The 15,385-nt window shown below is 70.9% G+C and carries 13 protein-coding genes and 1 pseudogene; 5 read left to right on the top strand and 9 right to left on the bottom strand.

The features are described 5' to 3' along the window. Window positions 1–33 precede the first annotated feature (33 nt). Window positions 34–498 (bottom strand): histidine kinase, encoded by a 465-nt coding sequence (locus FJM51_RS05715; protein ID WP_140453155.1) that lies wholly within the window; start codon window positions 496–498, stop codon window positions 34–36. A gap of 222 nt (window positions 499–720) precedes the next feature. On the opposite strand from FJM51_RS05715, the gene FJM51_RS05720 reads away from it, so the two are divergent. Then, window positions 721–1,176 (top strand): EF-hand domain-containing protein, encoded by a 456-nt coding sequence (locus tag FJM51_RS05720; protein ID WP_210240216.1) that lies wholly within the window; start codon window positions 721–723, stop codon window positions 1,174–1,176. A 175-nt stretch (window positions 1,177–1,351) separates the two neighbouring features. Then, complete coding sequence (locus FJM51_RS05725) at window positions 1,352–3,100, top strand: winged helix-turn-helix domain-containing protein (protein WP_181164458.1); 1,749 nt, start codon at window positions 1,352–1,354, stop codon at window positions 3,098–3,100. 10 nt (window positions 3,101–3,110) lie between these two features. On the opposite strand, the gene FJM51_RS24315 is transcribed toward FJM51_RS05725, so the two are convergent. The 7 genes and pseudogenes from FJM51_RS24315 to FJM51_RS05755 form a co-directional block, all read right to left on the bottom strand. Beyond that, window positions 3,111–3,455, bottom strand: coding sequence for a glutaredoxin family protein (locus FJM51_RS24315; protein WP_233712996.1), 345 nt, complete (start codon window positions 3,453–3,455; stop codon window positions 3,111–3,113). Between the two features lie 126 nt (window positions 3,456–3,581). Further along, window positions 3,582–4,610, bottom strand: a pseudogene (locus FJM51_RS05730) (PLP-dependent cysteine synthase family protein); the annotation flags it as partial. Between the two features lie 41 nt (window positions 4,611–4,651). Further along, on the bottom strand, window positions 4,652–5,566 hold the full coding sequence (locus tag FJM51_RS05735; RefSeq protein ID WP_140453158.1) for a DMT family transporter: 915 nt from the start codon (window positions 5,564–5,566) through the stop codon (window positions 4,652–4,654). 2 nt (window positions 5,567–5,568) lie between these two features. Continuing rightward, entirely contained in the window at window positions 5,569–6,792 is a 1,224-nt protein-coding gene (locus FJM51_RS05740; RefSeq protein ID WP_140453159.1) for an NAD(P)/FAD-dependent oxidoreductase, read from the bottom strand. 16 nt (window positions 6,793–6,808) lie between these two features. Next, window positions 6,809–8,044, bottom strand: a complete 1,236-nt coding sequence (locus FJM51_RS05745) for an FAD-dependent oxidoreductase (protein WP_140453160.1) — start codon at window positions 8,042–8,044, stop codon at window positions 6,809–6,811. A 96-nt stretch (window positions 8,045–8,140) separates the two neighbouring features. Next, complete coding sequence (locus FJM51_RS05750; protein WP_140453161.1) at window positions 8,141–8,356, bottom strand: hypothetical protein; 216 nt, start codon at window positions 8,354–8,356, stop codon at window positions 8,141–8,143. A gap of 32 nt (window positions 8,357–8,388) precedes the next feature. Beyond that, entirely contained in the window at window positions 8,389–8,955 is a 567-nt protein-coding gene (locus FJM51_RS05755; protein ID WP_210240214.1) for an OsmC family protein, read from the bottom strand. A 352-nt stretch (window positions 8,956–9,307) separates the two neighbouring features. Here FJM51_RS05755 and FJM51_RS05760 point away from each other — a divergent pair, with 352 nt between their 5' ends. Then, entirely contained in the window at window positions 9,308–10,531 is a 1,224-nt protein-coding gene (locus FJM51_RS05760; RefSeq protein ID WP_140453162.1) for an alpha/beta hydrolase, read from the top strand. Between the two features lie 114 nt (window positions 10,532–10,645). On the opposite strand, the gene FJM51_RS05765 is transcribed toward FJM51_RS05760, so the two are convergent. Further along, window positions 10,646–12,157 carry a tetratricopeptide repeat protein gene (locus tag FJM51_RS05765; RefSeq protein ID WP_140453163.1) on the bottom strand — a complete coding sequence of 504 codons (1,512 nt, stop codon included), beginning with the start codon at window positions 12,155–12,157 and terminating at the stop codon, window positions 10,646–10,648. Between the two features lie 197 nt (window positions 12,158–12,354). On the opposite strand from FJM51_RS05765, the gene FJM51_RS05770 reads away from it, so the two are divergent. Further along, entirely contained in the window at window positions 12,355–13,419 is a 1,065-nt protein-coding gene (locus tag FJM51_RS05770) for a phosphatase PAP2 family protein (RefSeq protein ID WP_181164459.1), read from the top strand. Further along, window positions 13,416–15,236, top strand: coding sequence for a S8/S53 family peptidase (locus FJM51_RS05775; RefSeq protein WP_140453165.1), 1,821 nt, complete (start codon window positions 13,416–13,418; stop codon window positions 15,234–15,236). The genes FJM51_RS05770 and FJM51_RS05775 overlap by 4 nt, the downstream gene beginning before the upstream one ends. The last annotated feature ends 149 nt before the right edge of the window (window positions 15,237–15,385 follow it).

Consider the following 15,385-nt stretch of genomic DNA (forward strand, 5'->3'; position numbering starts at 1 on the left):
GGGTGGCTCGCCCGGGCGGGCCACCCTTTGCCATCAGACCGCGGGCGGCGCCCAGTTGAGGAAGAAGCCGATGTCTCCCGGAATGCCGCCCGGGAAGTTGATGACCATCGCCTTCAGCCGGTAGCCCTGCGGCTTGCCGAACTGTTCGTAGCGTTCGAAGAATTCCTTCGCCTTGCCGCGCAGCGTCTCCGGCCAGTTCGGCTCGCCGTTGTTGATCGCCCGCCCGCTGTCGGTGCAGAGGTCGGAGGGGAAGCTGTAGACCATCGCCTCCATCTTGCCGTCCTTGACCGCGTTCATCACCAGCCGCCGCACCATGGCGATCTCTTCCTCGCCAACGTGCTTGTGCAGGAAATCCTCGGTGAAGGCGGCGAGCTTCTTCTCCTCGGCCTCCCGCGCCGTGCGCTCGGCGTCCATCTTTTCCATCTCCTTCCGGAGCATGGACATGCGCAGCGCTTCCGCCGAAAGCGGCGCCGCGCCCGGATCGATCTTGTCGCTCATCGTAACAGCCTTTTCGCGAGACCATGGTTCCGCTCTTAGAAGGAGAGCGGCTTCCGAAGGAACAGTCGTCGACTGGAACTGTATCGTCCGAAATAGCACGATGCCAGTATTTCGCGCGGCGATCACATCCCCGGCACTTTCCGGCGCGCGGGCGCGCGCATTGACCGAGGTCAAGGCCGCCCCTGATTCCGCGCGGCACGCTGGGGGCCGGGAGGAAAGCAGATGATGCCTGTTTCGATGAAGACAACGGTACTGGCGGCCTGCGTCGCCGTCGCGGCCGGAACCATGGCCGCCGCGCAACCGGCCGGTGGCGGGCCGATGATGGGCGCGGGCCCGGGGGCCGGCCAGCCCGGCCGCCCCGGGGCGGGTCCGGCGGGGGACTGCGACATGGGGATGATGGAAGGCAAGCCCGGATGGATGGGGCATCCCGGCCCCGGTCCCGGTCTGCCCCACGGCGCGCGGGGAGGCGACTGGGGCGGCATGACGGGTCCCGGGATGATGGGCCCCGGCATGACGCGGATGATGGTGATCCTGATGGATACGAACGGCGACGGCGCGCTCTCGCTCGACGAGGTGCAGGCGGTTCACGCCCGGATATTCGCCGCGATGGACACCGACGGCGATGGAAAGCTGACGTCCGAAGAGATGGAAGCCTTCATGCACCCCGACGCGCAATAGCCCCGCGCGGACCCGCGGGCGCCGACCGCGCGGCCTGTCCCGGCCCCGGGCAGCCGCGCGGCCGGATCGAGCCAGGGCGATTTGAGGTCGGGCGTCACGGATCGGGCATTGTCAGCCCGGGCCGACGCGCGTACCATTCGCCGGCTTTTCCGCCATGCGAGGCGCTGGGTATTTCATGCCCACCCGGTTCGGTCATTTCGAGCTCGACGAGAATGCCCGGAGCCTGACCCTCCGCGGGGCACCGCAGTCCCTTCAGCCGCGCGTCTTCGATCTGCTCGCCTATCTCGTGCGCAACGCCGGGCGGGTCGTCCCGAAGGACGAGCTCATGGACGCGCTCTGGCCGGACCTGACGGTGACGGAGGCGTCGCTCCAGCGCGCGGTGAGCCTCGCCCGCCGCGCGCTCGCCGCGGACGGGCTGGAACGGGCGATCCGGAGCTTTGTCCGGCATGGCTACCGCTTCGGCCTCGATCCGGATCTGACGGAGCCGGAACCCGAGGCTCCCGGCGGGACACCCGATGTCGCGGAGGCCCGGCGCCGCGCGCGGGCCTGCGACTGGACCGGGGCGGTGACCCTGTTCGAGGCGCTGCCCCCCGAGGCGCTGGAACCCGCCGACATCGACGTCTGGGCGGGGGCGGTCGAGTGCCAGGGGCGGCCCGCGGCGGCGCTGCCGATCCATTCGCGCGCCGTCGCCGCGCATCTGGGCGCGGGCGATCCCGTCGGCGCGGCGCGCGGCGCCGTGGCGCTCGCCCGGATCGAGATCGAGCGCGCCGCGCCGGCGGTCGCGGGAGGCTGGCTCGACCGGGCGGAATCGCTGCTCGCGGAGGAGGATGACGACGCGGTCCGCGCCTCTCTCCTCTGGATGCGGTCCCGCCTCGCGACGTTCGAGGGGCGGACGGAGGAGGCGCTCGGCCTCGCCTCCGCCGCTTTCGATCTCGCCAAGCGGCGGGGCGACCAGGGGCTGGTCGCGCTGACGCTCGCCTACAGGGGGTTCTACAATCTCGCGCTGGGCCATGTCGGCGCGGGACGGGCCGATCAGAACCACGCCGCTGCCATCGCGCTCTCCAGCCAGGTGGATCCGGTCACCGGAAGCACCGTCTACTGCAACATCCTCTGGAGTTGCCGGACCTTCGCCGACTGGGAGCGCGCACGCCAGTGGAGCGCCGGGTTCGAGAGCTGGTGCAAGGCGAGCTTCGCGGAACCTCCCGGCGCCTGCGACCTGCACCGGGCCGAGATCCTCGGCGCGCAGCGGGCGCTGCCCGAGGCGTTGCGGAGCATAGAGACGGCGCTGAGGAAACTCGCCGTCGAGGAGGCCTGGACGATCGGCGAAGGCCACCGGATCCGGGGCGACATCCAGGCGATGATCGGCGATCTCGCCGCGGCGCGGGCCGATTACGCGGCCGCCGCCGCGCTCGGCTGGGATGCCGAGCCCGGCAACGCCGTCCTGCTCTTCGAGGAGGGAGAGATCGACGCGGCGCTCGCCGCGCTCGACCGCGCGCTCGGCGGGATGACCTGGTTCCATCTGCAGCGCCGCGGGCATCTCATGATCCACAAGGCGCGGATCGCCGCGCGCGGCGGACGGCGGGAGATCGCGACCGCGCTGCTCGCCGAGATCGAGGGGGAGCCGGAGCGCTGGCCGCAGCCCGCGATCCGGGCGCTGATCGCCGAGACGCGCGCGGCGCTCGCGGAGCCCGGGGATCCGGAGGCGCGCCGGTTCCTGTTTCTGGCACGCGAACTCTGGACCAGCGCCGGAATGGAATATCAGGCGGGCCGGGTCCGCGTCGAACTGGCGCGAAGCCTGCTCGCGGACGGCGACCGGGCGGGGGCGGCCATCGAACTCGCCGCCGCCCGGATGACCGCCTCGCGGATCGGATCCCGCCGTCTCGCGGACCGGGCGGCGGAACCGGACCTCGCGCCCGCCGCCTGACCGCGCCCCCTCAGGCCGCGGGGCGCGCCGCCAGCCATTTCGGCAGATAGCCGCGCCCGACGATCGCCGTGTCGCCCGTCGGCGCGAGGCCGGCCGCGCGCAGCAGCGGTTCGAGTTCGCCGCGGTCGTGCAGGGAGAGCAGGTCGACCGCGCCGCCGACTCGCGCGCCGCCGATGAAGATCTGCGGGATCGTCGGCTCCCCTGTCCGCTCGCGCAGCGCCTGGCGCACGCCGGTGGCGAGGTCGTCGGCCTGCATCGCGACCGAGTCGAGATCAACCGAGCGGAACGGCACGCCAAGGTCCGTCAGGAACCGCCGCGCCGCCCAGCAGAATTCGCACCATTCGAGCGCGAACATCACCACCGGCTGGTCCTGATCTCCGATTGCCCGCGTCACGAACTCGCGGGCCTGGAGCGGCGACGGCGCGGCGGGCGCCGCCGGCGCCGGTGTCGGGCGAGCGGCGGGCGCGCCGAACCGGCAGAGCGGCGTCGAGTCCGAGATCGCGCGTTCCTCGTCGTCCATCTCCTGCCCGATCTTTTCGAAGAGCGGGGTCGAGAGGTACCGCTCGCCGGTGTCGGGCACCATGAAGAGGATCCGGCTGCCCTTCGGCGCGGTCTTCGCGACCTCGAGCGCGGCGGCGAGCGTCGCACCGGCGGAGACGCCGCAGAAGATCCCCTCCTGACGGGCGAGTTCGCGCGCGAGGCGCAGCGACTCGGCGCCGCTCACCGGCTGGACCGCGTCGACGAGCCCGTCCCCGAACGCGTCGCCCGTGAGCCGCGGGATGAAGTCGGGCGACCAGCCCTGCATCGGGTGCGGGCGAAAGAGCGGATGACTCCCGGCGGGTGTGCCGTCGGAATTGTAGCGCTGGCCGACGCCGCTCGCGAGCATCGGCGCGTTCTCGGGCTCGGCCACGATGATCCGCGTGCCCGGGCTCTCGGCGCGCAGCACGCGGGCCACGCCCTTCAGCGTGCCGCCCGTGCCCGCGCCGGTGACGAAGTAGTCGGGACCGGTTCCGCCGAAGTCGCGCAGGATCTCGCGCGCGGTGGTGCGGCTGTGGACCTCGGCGTTGGCCTCGTTCTCGAACTGGCGGGTCCAGAACCAGCCATGCGCGGCGGCGAGCTCGCGCGCCTTCTCGACCATGCCGGTGCCCTTCTCGGCCGCGGGCGTCAGCACGACCCGGGCGCCGAGGAAGCGCATCAGCCGGCGCCGCTCGACCGAGAAGCTCTCGGCCATCACGATCACCAGAGGATAGCCCTTGCGCGCGCAGACCATCGCAAGGCCGATGCCGGTATTGCCGCTCGTCGCCTCGATGACGGTCTGGCCGGGCTTCAGGCGGCCGTCGCGCTCGGCGGCCTCGATGACGCCGAGCGCGAGCCGGTCCTTGACCGAGCCGAGGGGGTTGAAGGCCTCGAGCTTGGCGTAGATCTCGACGCCCTCCGGGGCGAGCCGCGCGAGGCGGACGACGGGGGTGTCGCCGACGGTCTCGAGGATCGAGTCGTGGAGTCTGGACATGAGGGGTTTCCTTCCTTGTTTCTGATTGTTTGGGGCGGTCATCACGCCGCGCTCCCGGGTTCGGAGAGGCCGGCGGCGCGGCGGGCGAGGTGGCGCGGGAGGCGGCCGTCGATCGTGACGAGGCCCGCGAGGATCAGGCCCATCCCGATCAGGTGCCCGCCGCCGATGACCTCGCCGAAGGCGAGCGCGCCGACGCAGGTCGCCGAGATCGGCGCGACGAAGGTGACGAGCGAGAGGTTTGTCGCGCCGACGCGGGGCAGGATCGCGTACATCGCGATGAAGGCGACGGAGGTGAGCCCGATCCCGACCGCGAGGAGCGCGGCGAGCGTGCTCGCGCCCGGCGCGGCCGGAAGTCCGTCGGCGGCGAGGGCGAGGGGCGCGATCGCGAGCCCGCCGCCGGTCAGCGCCCAGGCGGTCAGGACCACCGGATCGAGCCCCCGGAAGCGCCGGACGAGGTTCAGCGCGATCGCGTAGCAGGCCGGCGCCCCGAGCGCGAGCAGCACGAAGCGCGGGTCCGAATGCGTTTCCGCGCCGCCGCGGGTCGCGAGGATCGCGATGCCGGCGATGCCGAAGGCTACCCCGGCGAGCCTGCCGAGCGTGGCCCTTTCGCCGCCGGGCCAGAGGTGGGAGATCATCACCACGGCGGCCGGGGTCATCGCATTGGCGATGCCCGCCGTCGCGGAGGTGATGTGCTGCTGCGCGAGCGGCAGCACCGCGAAGGGCGCGGCGAACTGGAAGACGCCGAAGAGGGCGATGCCCGCGACGGTGATGGGGGGGAGCGCGGCCGACCGCCCGGTCGCAAGCACCCAGGTCCAGCAGCCGGCGGCGCCGATCCCGACGCGGAGCGCCGAGACGGTCAGCGGCCCGTAATGGGCGAGAAGCACGTGGTTGAAGGCGAAGGAGACGCCGAAGGCGGCGCCGATCGCGACGAGGATCAGCCAGTAACGCATGGCCATGGTCATTCTCCGGCGTTCATCGTGAGGGTTTGGTTGTCGAACGGTTCTCCGCGCGCGCCTCGCGGCGCCCAGACTACCACGCGGAGCGTGGTGCCCGGAGCGGGAACGAGGCCGGCGGCGTCCCGCGGGCGGCGCAGGCAGGCGTTCACGCGGGCGTGGAGGCTTGCCAGCGTCTCGTAATCCCAGTCGAAGCTGGCGATCCTCTCGGTCGCCTCGAAAAGCTCCGCGACACGCGCGTTCCGCTCCCGCGCGTAGGAGGCGAGACTGCCGGCGCGGCCGAGGGTGCCGGCGAGATGCCGCGCGTCGAGCAGCGCGTCGCTGATCCCGAGCGCGGTCATCGGATCCTTGAAGCAGGCGGCGTCCCCGACCAGCGCCCAGCCGCGCCCGGCGCGGGCGCGCATGTGCCCGGGCGCGCCGGCGAAGCGGCGCAACCGCTCCGCGGGCGCGGCGCGGGTGGGATCCGAGAGTTCGGGGTCCAACGCTCCGGCGATGGCGGCGAGCCCGGCCCGCGCGCCCGCTCCGAAGCGGGCACGGTAGTCCTCCGGCGGGCAGCTCGCGCAGACGCAATGCAGATCGTCGTTGGTCGGAATGACCCCGACCATGACGCGCGGCCCGAAATACCAGCGGTATCCGCGGTTCTCGATCCCGGCGAAATAGCCGTAGGTCGTGACCGCCCGCGACGGCGTGGCGCGGAGCGTCCGCGCGTCGGCAAGCTCCGCGATCCGCGATCCCCGGCCATCGGCGCCGATGACGAGATCCGCGCGGATCGCGCGGCTCCTCCCGTCGCGCGAGACCGCCGAGACGCCGGTGATCCGCCCGGCCGGTCCGACGAGGCAGGCCTCGACCGCGGCGCCAAGGGCGACCTCGGCTCCGGCCGCGGCGGCGGCTTCGAGCAGCGTCCGGTCGAGCAGCCGGCGGCGCGGCGCGCAGAGGCCCGGCACGGCCGCGTCGCCCCGGACCGGAACGGTGATCTCCCCGGCCCCGTAGCGGACCAGCGCCTGGCGCACGACGGGCGTACCCGCGCCGAGCAGCCGGCCGAGCAGCCCCCATTCGCCCAGCAGTTCGACCGCGGGACGCATGAGCGCGTGGGTGGAGAGGGTGTCGCCGATCTCCGCCTCGCGGTCGAGGATCAGCACCCGCGCCCCCGCCCGGGCCAGCAGGAGCCCGGTCGCGGCGCCGGCGACCCGCGCGCCGACGATGATGGCGTCGTAATGGTCCGTTCTCATCGGGACTTCTCCTTCTTCACGCCGCCGCCCGGCGGGTTGTGGCGCCAACCAGATGACGCGCCAGCGCGCGCGCGTCCCGCGGGGCGCCTGCAATATGCGTGGAGCGCGCGGTCCGCAGATAGTTCAGGCCCATCACGTAAAGCCCGTCGCCGACGACCCCGCCGGTGTGCCGCAGGCGGCCCCGCCCATCGAAGACGGGCAGGCGCAGCCAGGCGTGGTCGGGCGTGTAGCCGGTCGCCCAGACGACCGCGCCGATGCCCCCGCCCCCGAGCCGCGCCGAGAGCCGCGGCGCGTCTGGCACCCGCGTCGGCGTCGGGCGGTGGGGCGGGGGGCCCGCGTAACCCATCGCCTCGGCCCAGGCGTCGATCCGGTCGAGCAACCGGCCGAGCTTCAGATCCGCCGAGGCGCAGACATGGGCCAGCGCGCCGGAGAACCAGGCGGCGCCGTCGCGCACCGCGCCGAGGCGCCCGACGATCTCGACGCCGAGATCGCGCAGCCCGTCGAGGCCGATGTCCGCCCCCGAGGGATCGCCGAGAAGCGGCAGCGAGGGCGCGCGGCGGACCCGGTCGAGGTCGTCGACCCTGGTGTAGGGCAGGTCGAGCACGCCGACGCGGTGCATCCACCACAGGATGTCGCGCCCCCGGTAGCGCCGCGGCAGGCGCTGGTGGCCGCCGGCGGCGAGCGTCACGCGCCGGCCGGCCAGGGCCAGTTCCCGCGCGATCTGCAATCCGCTCGCGGAGGCGCCGACGACGAGAACCGCGCCTTCCGGCACATCGGAGGGCCGCTTGTAGCTCCGGGGCGTCAGCTGGACGACATCGGCGGGAAGATCCGCCGCGAAGCGGGGGATCCGCGGCAGCGCGCAGGCCCCGGTCGCGATCACGACGCTTGCGCAGGCGAAATCGCCCCGGTCGGTCGCGAGCCGGTAACCGCCCCCGGCCCGGTCGAGCGACAGCGCCCGCGTCCCGGCCATCACCGGCGCGCCATCGTGCCGGGCGGCGCGTGTCAGGCTGGCGGTGAATTCGCGGGCGCTCATGAAGCCGTCGGGATCGGAACCGGCGTAGCGATGGCCCGCGACGCCGTTCATCCAGTTCGGGGTCAGCAGGCGAAGGCTGTCCCAGCGTTCGCTCCGCCAGCTCTCGCCGATCGCGCCGCGTTCGAGCACGACGTGATCCACGGAGCGGCGGCGCAGTTCGCGGCTCATCGCGAGGCCGCACTGGCCCGCGCCGACCACGACGGTCGTGATCCTTTGCATGGGACTGCTCCTTCCCTCGCCCCGCGCGCGCGCGGGGCGGATGAAATCGGGGTTCTTCGGGAATGGGCCGGGCGGCGCGGCGCGCCGCCCGGCCGGTCAGAGAATGAACTCGGAAAATGGAAGCCGGCGCCGATAAAGGATCTCGTCGCGGCCGATGCCTATGTCGCGCAGGATATGTTCTTCCGCCGCCAGCAGCCGGTCCATGTCGCGGCGCGCCCGGAAATGGGCGAGACGCGCGGCGAGGTGTGACCGGAGGCGGTCGCCGAGCGAGCGGCGCGGGGCCGCGCGCAGGGCATTCGTGTCGGCGTACATGGCCCTTTCTCCTCTTGTCGGGGAAGGCGCGGCTACTCGAGCGCGACCTTCACGTTGCCGGGGTTGGTGATGATGTCGAACACCGCCGAGCGCTTCTGCGACTGGGCGACGATCGCGGCGATCTCTTCCCTGGTCGCGTCGGCGTCGATGTCGAAGCCGACGCGGATCGCCTCGAAGCCGTTTCGCACATCGGCGTCGATGCCGAGGATGCCGTGCAGGTTCATGTCGCCCTCGACGCGCGCGGTGACGGAACGAAGCTGGACGCCGCGATGCTGGGCGATCGCCGCCACGCCGGCGGTGAGACAGCTTGCGAGGGCCGAGAGCACGATCTCCACCGGGGTGGCGGCGTTGTCCGTCGCGGCGAAGACGCCGGGATGGTCCGCCTCGACCGAATAGGGCGTCCTGTGCGCCTGTTCGGCGCAGGCGCCGTGAAAGGTCTCGACGGTCGAGCGGCTGTGCACGCCGCCGAGCCAGGCGCAGGTCGCGCGCCAGGTGAAGAGGGCGGCGGGCGGCATGTCGGTGAGCGCCTGGCGGATCTCGCGCAGCGCCTCGACGTCGACGCCGTTGTCGGCGGTCTTCATCTGGGTCTGGATGGTCATCTTGTTCTCTCCCTTGCTGAACAGGCCCCGCGGGGCCTCCGGTCGAAGCGAATTCCGGACCGTGCGATCAGGATAGGCCGTCGCCCCGCCCCGCGCTTTCCGGGCTCCCGCGGATTTCCTCGGGACTCTCTGGAGAAATCCCGGGGAACCTTGTGGAAGCGCGGGGGCGGGCCGATCTGTCTCGCCCGCGCCGGGCTCGGACCCTTCGCCCGACAGGAGGCACATTACCGCCGGCGCGCCCGCGGCGTCCTTACCGGCGCCTGATCCTTTCCTGATCTTCGCGGCGGGCACCCGCGCGTCCCGGGGGGCATCGCGCTATGACGCGGCCGGGGAGTGGCGTAGGATCGGCGCGATGCGGTATGTCTTCGACACCTTCGTGATCGACGCGGCGGCGCGGGAGTTGCGCGCGTCAGGGATGCCCGTGCGTGTCGAACCGAAGGTCCTCGATCTGCTCATCCAGCTGATCGAGCGCCGTGACCGGGTCGTGTCCAAGGACGATCTCGTCGAGGCGGTCTGGCAGGGCCGCTGCGTCTCCGACGCCGCGATATCGAGCGCGGTCAGCGCCGCGCGGCGCGTGCTCGGCGACGACGGCCATGGGCAGCGCTACGTCCGCACGATGCATGGCCGCGGGTTCCGCTTCGTGGGGCCGCTGGTGGAACTCGGCTCCGGCGCGGCGGAGGAAAGCCACCATGTCGACCAGCCGGGGGGAGACCGAGGCCGCGCGCCGGCCCGCGAGGCGCTCCGGCAGGAGATCCGCTATTGCCACAGCCTTGACGGCACACGCATCGCCTATGCGCGCGCGGGCGCCGGCCCGCCGCTCGTCAAGGCGGCGAACTGGCTCCATCATCTCGAATTCGACTGGGAAAGCCCGGTCTGGCGCCACATCTTCGAGGAACTTGCGAGCAGGCACCAGCTCCTGCGCTACGACGGCAGGGGAATGGGGCTCTCCGCCTGGGACGTGAGCGATTTCGGACTGGAGCGCCAGATCGAGGATCTCGAGACCGTCGTCGACGCGGCCGGGCTGGACCGGTTCGCGCTGCTCGGCCTCTCGCAGGGCTGCGCGAAGGCCCTGGTCTACGCGGCGCGGCACCCGGAACGCGTGACCCGGCTCGTGCTGCTCGGAGGCTATGCGCGGGGGTGGAACCGGAGGGGCGATCCGGCGGGCGCGGTCCTGCGCCGGGCCGCGATCGAGATGATCCGCGTCGGCTGGGGGCGGGACAATCCGGCCGTGCGGCAGATGTTCACATCGCTCTACATGCCCGACGCGCCCGCGGACAGCCAGCGCTGGTTCTCGGACCTTCAGCGCAAGACGGCGAGCCCGCAAAACGCGGCGGCGGTACTCGAGGCGCATGGGGGCGTCGACATCCGCGACGTCCTGCCGCTCGTGAAGGCGCCGACGCTCGTCATCCATTCGCGGCACGACGGCGGCGTGCCGTTCGAGCAGGGGCAGGAACTGGCCGCGGGCATCCCCGGCGCGCGGTTCGCGGTGCTCGACACCACCAACCATATCCTGCCGGCGACCGATCCGGCGTGGCACCGCTGCGCGCGCCTGATCCGGGAGTTCCTGGCCGAATGACCCGGGTCCGGAATGAACGCGGCGGAGAAACGACGCTCCGGAAGGTGCCAGAGGAGGTGTCGATGGTCGGCACGGTCCGGAGCGATGCCCCCGGCGGCGGGGCAACGCGGGGCCTCACGGAGCGGATCCCGAAAGCAACCCGCTCCGCGTGATGCGCAAGAGGGGTGTCCCGCGGAGCGAGGCGACGGGATAATCGGGGTCTTCGAAGGAAGAGAGGTCGAAATCGGGCTCCAGACGGCGCAGCGCCCTCAGCGCCTGATGCGCGGCCGCCTCCCGCCCGCCGTGAAAATGGAGCGCGGCGAGGAAGCGCAGCGGCGGTTTGTAGTTGGGCGCGAGTTCATGCGCCCGCGCGCCGAAATGGAGCGCCTCCGCGAAGCGGCCGGTCCGGACCGCGGTGACGCAGCAGAGCATGAACCAGGTTGCGCGGTTGGGATGGCACGCGGCGAGGTCGAGGGCGCGAAGCGCCTGATCATGCCCCTCCTCGGCGCGATCGGTCCAGGCCAGGCGGTAGGCGAGGCTCGCGCGTGCGAATGCGTTTGCGGGGCTGCTTGCGACGGCGCGCCGTGCCAGTTCGAGCGCCAGCACGGTCGATCCGTCGAACAGGGAAAAGACGTCCGAGGCGACCGACTGAACGATGGGATTGAACGGGTCCGAGACCAGGGCCTTCTGGATCGCCTCCAGCGCGTCCTCGCGGGCGCCCCGCTCGTCCGGCGCGGCGCGCTCGATGTACTGGGCGGTCCGCAGATATGCCTGCCAGGCGAGGATCACGGGCGAGGGACAGATCGCATAGGCCGTCGCGAGCAGCCGGTGCCCCTCCGACATGTCGGCCCGGGTAAAGCTCATGAACTTCTCGATGGCGCGATATGACAGGCCGGACGAGGTTTCGAGTTCGTCCGGCCGCGACCGGGCCAGTTCATGGACGATCACATCCGAGATCGCCGCCGCGAAGTCGTCCAGGGAGGCGGCCCCGCCATCGACACGCAGATCGAGAGCGTGGCGCCCGTTCCAGACCAGCCGCGCGCCGCGCGCCTCGTAGACCTGTGCGCGGAATACCGCGGTGGTCCCGATCAGCACCACCCGCAGCCGAAGCCGGAGCGCCCGGACGATCGGCAGCCCGGTATGCGGTCGCTCCGCCAGAACGAGCGCGTTCCCGGTCTCCGCGACCAGCGCGCCGATGTCGGTGGTGAGCATCTCGCCGAGGCGCTTCGGGTCGCCAGCCTCGGCGTCGGGAGGCTCGAGAAGCAGGATCGGCCGGATCTCGGTGACCTCGGCGCCCGCGTCCTCGCGACCCGCGAGCGTCGCTTCCAGATGATCGGCGAAAGCGGAACGCCGCTCCCGGAGCCAGTCCTCTCCTTCCGGATCCTCGATCGAGAGGCCCTCGGCGAATTCGGGCCGCTCCTCGGCCGGCAGGGTGGCCGGGGGCTCCAGCACGACGCGCACCCGGGCCGGATCCAGACCCAGCCAGTCGGCATGCGCGACAAGGCAATCCTCGTGCGCGCCGAAGGCCCGGCGCAGACGGAGCAGCGTCTGGCGCAGGTTTCCCGCCCCCTGCTTCGCCGGCTTGTCGCTCCAGAGCTTGTCCTGCAGCCAGATCCGCGGCCGTCGCAGGTCGGGAGAGGTGCCCATGAACGCGAGAAGTGCGAGCGCCTTCGAAAAATTCGGAGTAAACTCCTGTCCGTGCTCGTCAAGGACGCGGACGGGACCAATGAGTCGAATTTCGATCCTTGCCTTTTCCAATGCGACACCTCCGCGGTGCTGCCCGGTTCTCGCTCAGATTTCCGATTGATACTCCACTGACAACTGTGAACTCCGAGGGTATTGATATGGCAATTTCAAACAGATCAAATCGATCCAACAGATCCAACAGGTCAGGCAAGACGCCGGATGATACGGCGGCGGCCGTCGGCGAGGCGGCCTTGTCGGCGGCGATCGCCACGACATACGATGGGGTGGTCGCGTCGCAGTCGCTCGACCAAGAAGAAATAAACCACAGCCGGCCCCGACTGCAAACCGCAATCGACGATGAGGATCTCGCGAGCCTCCTGGCCCTCGACCCCGAGTGGAGACAGGTGGTGCTTCTGGGCCTGGTTCTCGAAGGGCTGTCGGTCGGTCGGACGGAGGCGGGAGCGGCCGTCCGGTTCCGGAGCCGGGGCGAAGAAAAGGAGCTCATCGAGTTCGTTCCGCCCGATGCCGGTTATTTTCGCGGACAGCTCGCGGTCGTGCGCGGATACGCGGATCTGCGAGCGGAGCGTCTGATCGAGATCAACGTCCAGCTGACGGAGATCATCCCCTTCTTCGGAGCGGTCGACCGGCTGAGCCCGGCGCGCTGCCCCTGCACGCTGGAACTCCTCTACCTCGCGGAGGCGCTCAGCACCATCGTGGCCCAGCGCGTCAAGCATCTGCTCGGATGTCCGCGGCCGATCGATCTTTCGTCGCAGATCCAGCCGGTGATCCCGACGCCGACCCATTCGACCCTTCCGAGCGGGCATGCGACGGAGGCCTTCATCACGGCGGCGATCCTTGGCAAGCTCATCGACCGCGAGGGTGAGCGCACCGCTGCCTGCCAGCGGTATCGCATCGCCGCGCGGATCGCCGTCAACCGGACCATCGCCGGCGTGCACTTTCCGGTCGACAGCGCCGCGGGCGCGGTGCTGGGTGTGGCGCTGGCCGAGTGGCTGGCCGCCGCCGCCGGGGATGGAAAGTGCTTGGCGCGCCGGTTCGCCCCACCCGAGGGCGATGGGGTGAAGTTCGACTTCCACTATGAAACGTTCCGGAAAGACGTCCCAGAGGAGCATTGGGGGAAGAGGGCCCCGGGTGGGCAAGCGCTGCCGGACGAGGTTCCGCTGCTCGGCGCGCTCTGGAGACGCGCGCGGGGGGAGTGGGAATGATGGAATGGACGGCGCTGACCGGGTTGGAGCGAAAGCCCATTTCTCCCTACGCGCATTTCGCGCGTTGCCTCGCGGAGCCGACCTCGGGCCCGCGGCATCTCTACCCGCTGCGAAAAAACCTGGGGACGGCGGCCTGGTCGGAGATGATCTCCATGAAGGAGTTCGCCGCGCTGTTCGGCGAATTCGATGACGAGATCATCGATCTGCTGCCGGAGAATACGATCAATCCCGCGAGGCTGCCCGGCAGGGACCGGCGCGGCCCGCCGCCGCCGGGAACGGTGTTCGTCGGCATCATCGACGACGGCTTCGCCTTCGCGCACGAACGCTTCCGGCTGGAACAGCCGGGAGAGGCGCCGCTCACGCGCTTCGACGACCTCTGGCTCCAGGGCGTGCCATGCGATGGCCGGCGCGACGTTCCCCTCGGGCGGCGACTGACCGGGCCCGACATCGACGAACTGCTCGCGCGCTACCGGACCGGCGCCGGGATCGACGAGGACGCGCTTTACCGCGATCCCGCCGTCGGGATGATCGATTTCGGGCGGGGCGGGGTGGAGGACGAGGTCCAGATGCTCGCGCTGGCCCGAAGCCACGGAACCGCCGTGGCCGATGCCGCGGCCGGCTACCGGCCGGGGCGCCCGCGTGGCCGGCGTGTCCGGATCCTCGGCGTCGCGCTGCCTCCCCGGGTCACCTCCGATACGCTCGGCGTCTTCACCGAACCCGTCGTCTCGCTGGCGATCGAACACATCTACGCGCATGTCGAGGCCCGGCGCGCCGAGGCGATCGAAAGGTGGGGAGAGAAGGTCGATTACCCGCTCGTGATCAACATCAGCCTCGCCCTGACCGCCGGGGCGAAGGACGGCGGCTCGGTTCTCGACCGGCTGATCGACGAGATCACGAACAGGCGGCAAGGTCGCGCCCCGGTCCGTTTCGTGCTTCCGGCGGGGAACCATCGGCAATGGATGACCCACGCGGTGCTCGACGCTCCAGGAAAGGTGACATGGCGGCTCCCGCCCGACGACCTGACCCCGAGCTTCGTCGAAATCTGGGGCTGCCGCGAGAAGCCGGAACGGCCCGGCTTCTCGGTCTCTCTCACTCCGCCGGGAGGTGGTGAGGGCGCGCCCATCCCGGCGACGCCCTTTGGCTGTGTCTACCTGCTCACCGACGGGGGCGAGTCGCTGGCATGGGCCTACCGCGACTGGATCGGAAACCAGGCGTGCGGTCGGGAGCGCGTCGTGCTCGTGGTACCGCCGACCGCGGGCGAGGGACGCCGCGCGTTTCCAGGGGAGTGGTGCATCAGGGTGGATGCCGAGGCAGGAATCTTCGACGCGCCGGTCAATCTTTACGTACAGCGGGACGACACGCTGCCGGGAGGCCGCCGCAGGGGACGGCAGTCCTATTTCGTGGATCCGGATTACGTCGACTACGATGACGAGGGTCGGGTCGTGCTGCGCGACGATCCCGGGAGACCGGGCGTGATCCGCCGCTCCGGCACGATGAACAGCCTGGCGACGTCGCGGGCCGCGATCGTCGTCGGCGGCAGGTTCCGCCAGTCGCGGACGGAAGTCGCCTACGGAGGCCTGGCGGAGGCGGACATCACATCCGACGCGCCGCGCTGGAAACGGGTGAGCCGCCTCGCCTCGAGCGAACGGAGCCCCTGGCTCGAAGGCGTGCTCGCCGCCGGATCGCGGAGCGGGGCGCGGCAGCCGATCGCCGGAACGAGCATCGCCTGCGCCCGGGTGACGCGCAAGCTCGCCAAGGATCTGCTTTTCCGGTATCGCGCGGACTGGCGGCGTTGGGCGGATGGATCAGTGCCGTGAAACAAGAAGTATGTGGACATGGAAATCAACTGTTCCATTTTTCACACCTCTAAAATTCTGAATCAACAGGTTCAGAACAATAAGATGGCTACGTTCTTCTTCTTTCAACAATTTAAAAAATCCCATTCAAGCTGGATGGCCACCATAGA

It is taken from the genome of Amaricoccus solimangrovi (assembly GCF_006385685.1).
Taxonomy (GTDB): Bacteria; Pseudomonadota; Alphaproteobacteria; order Rhodobacterales; family Rhodobacteraceae; genus Amaricoccus; species Amaricoccus solimangrovi.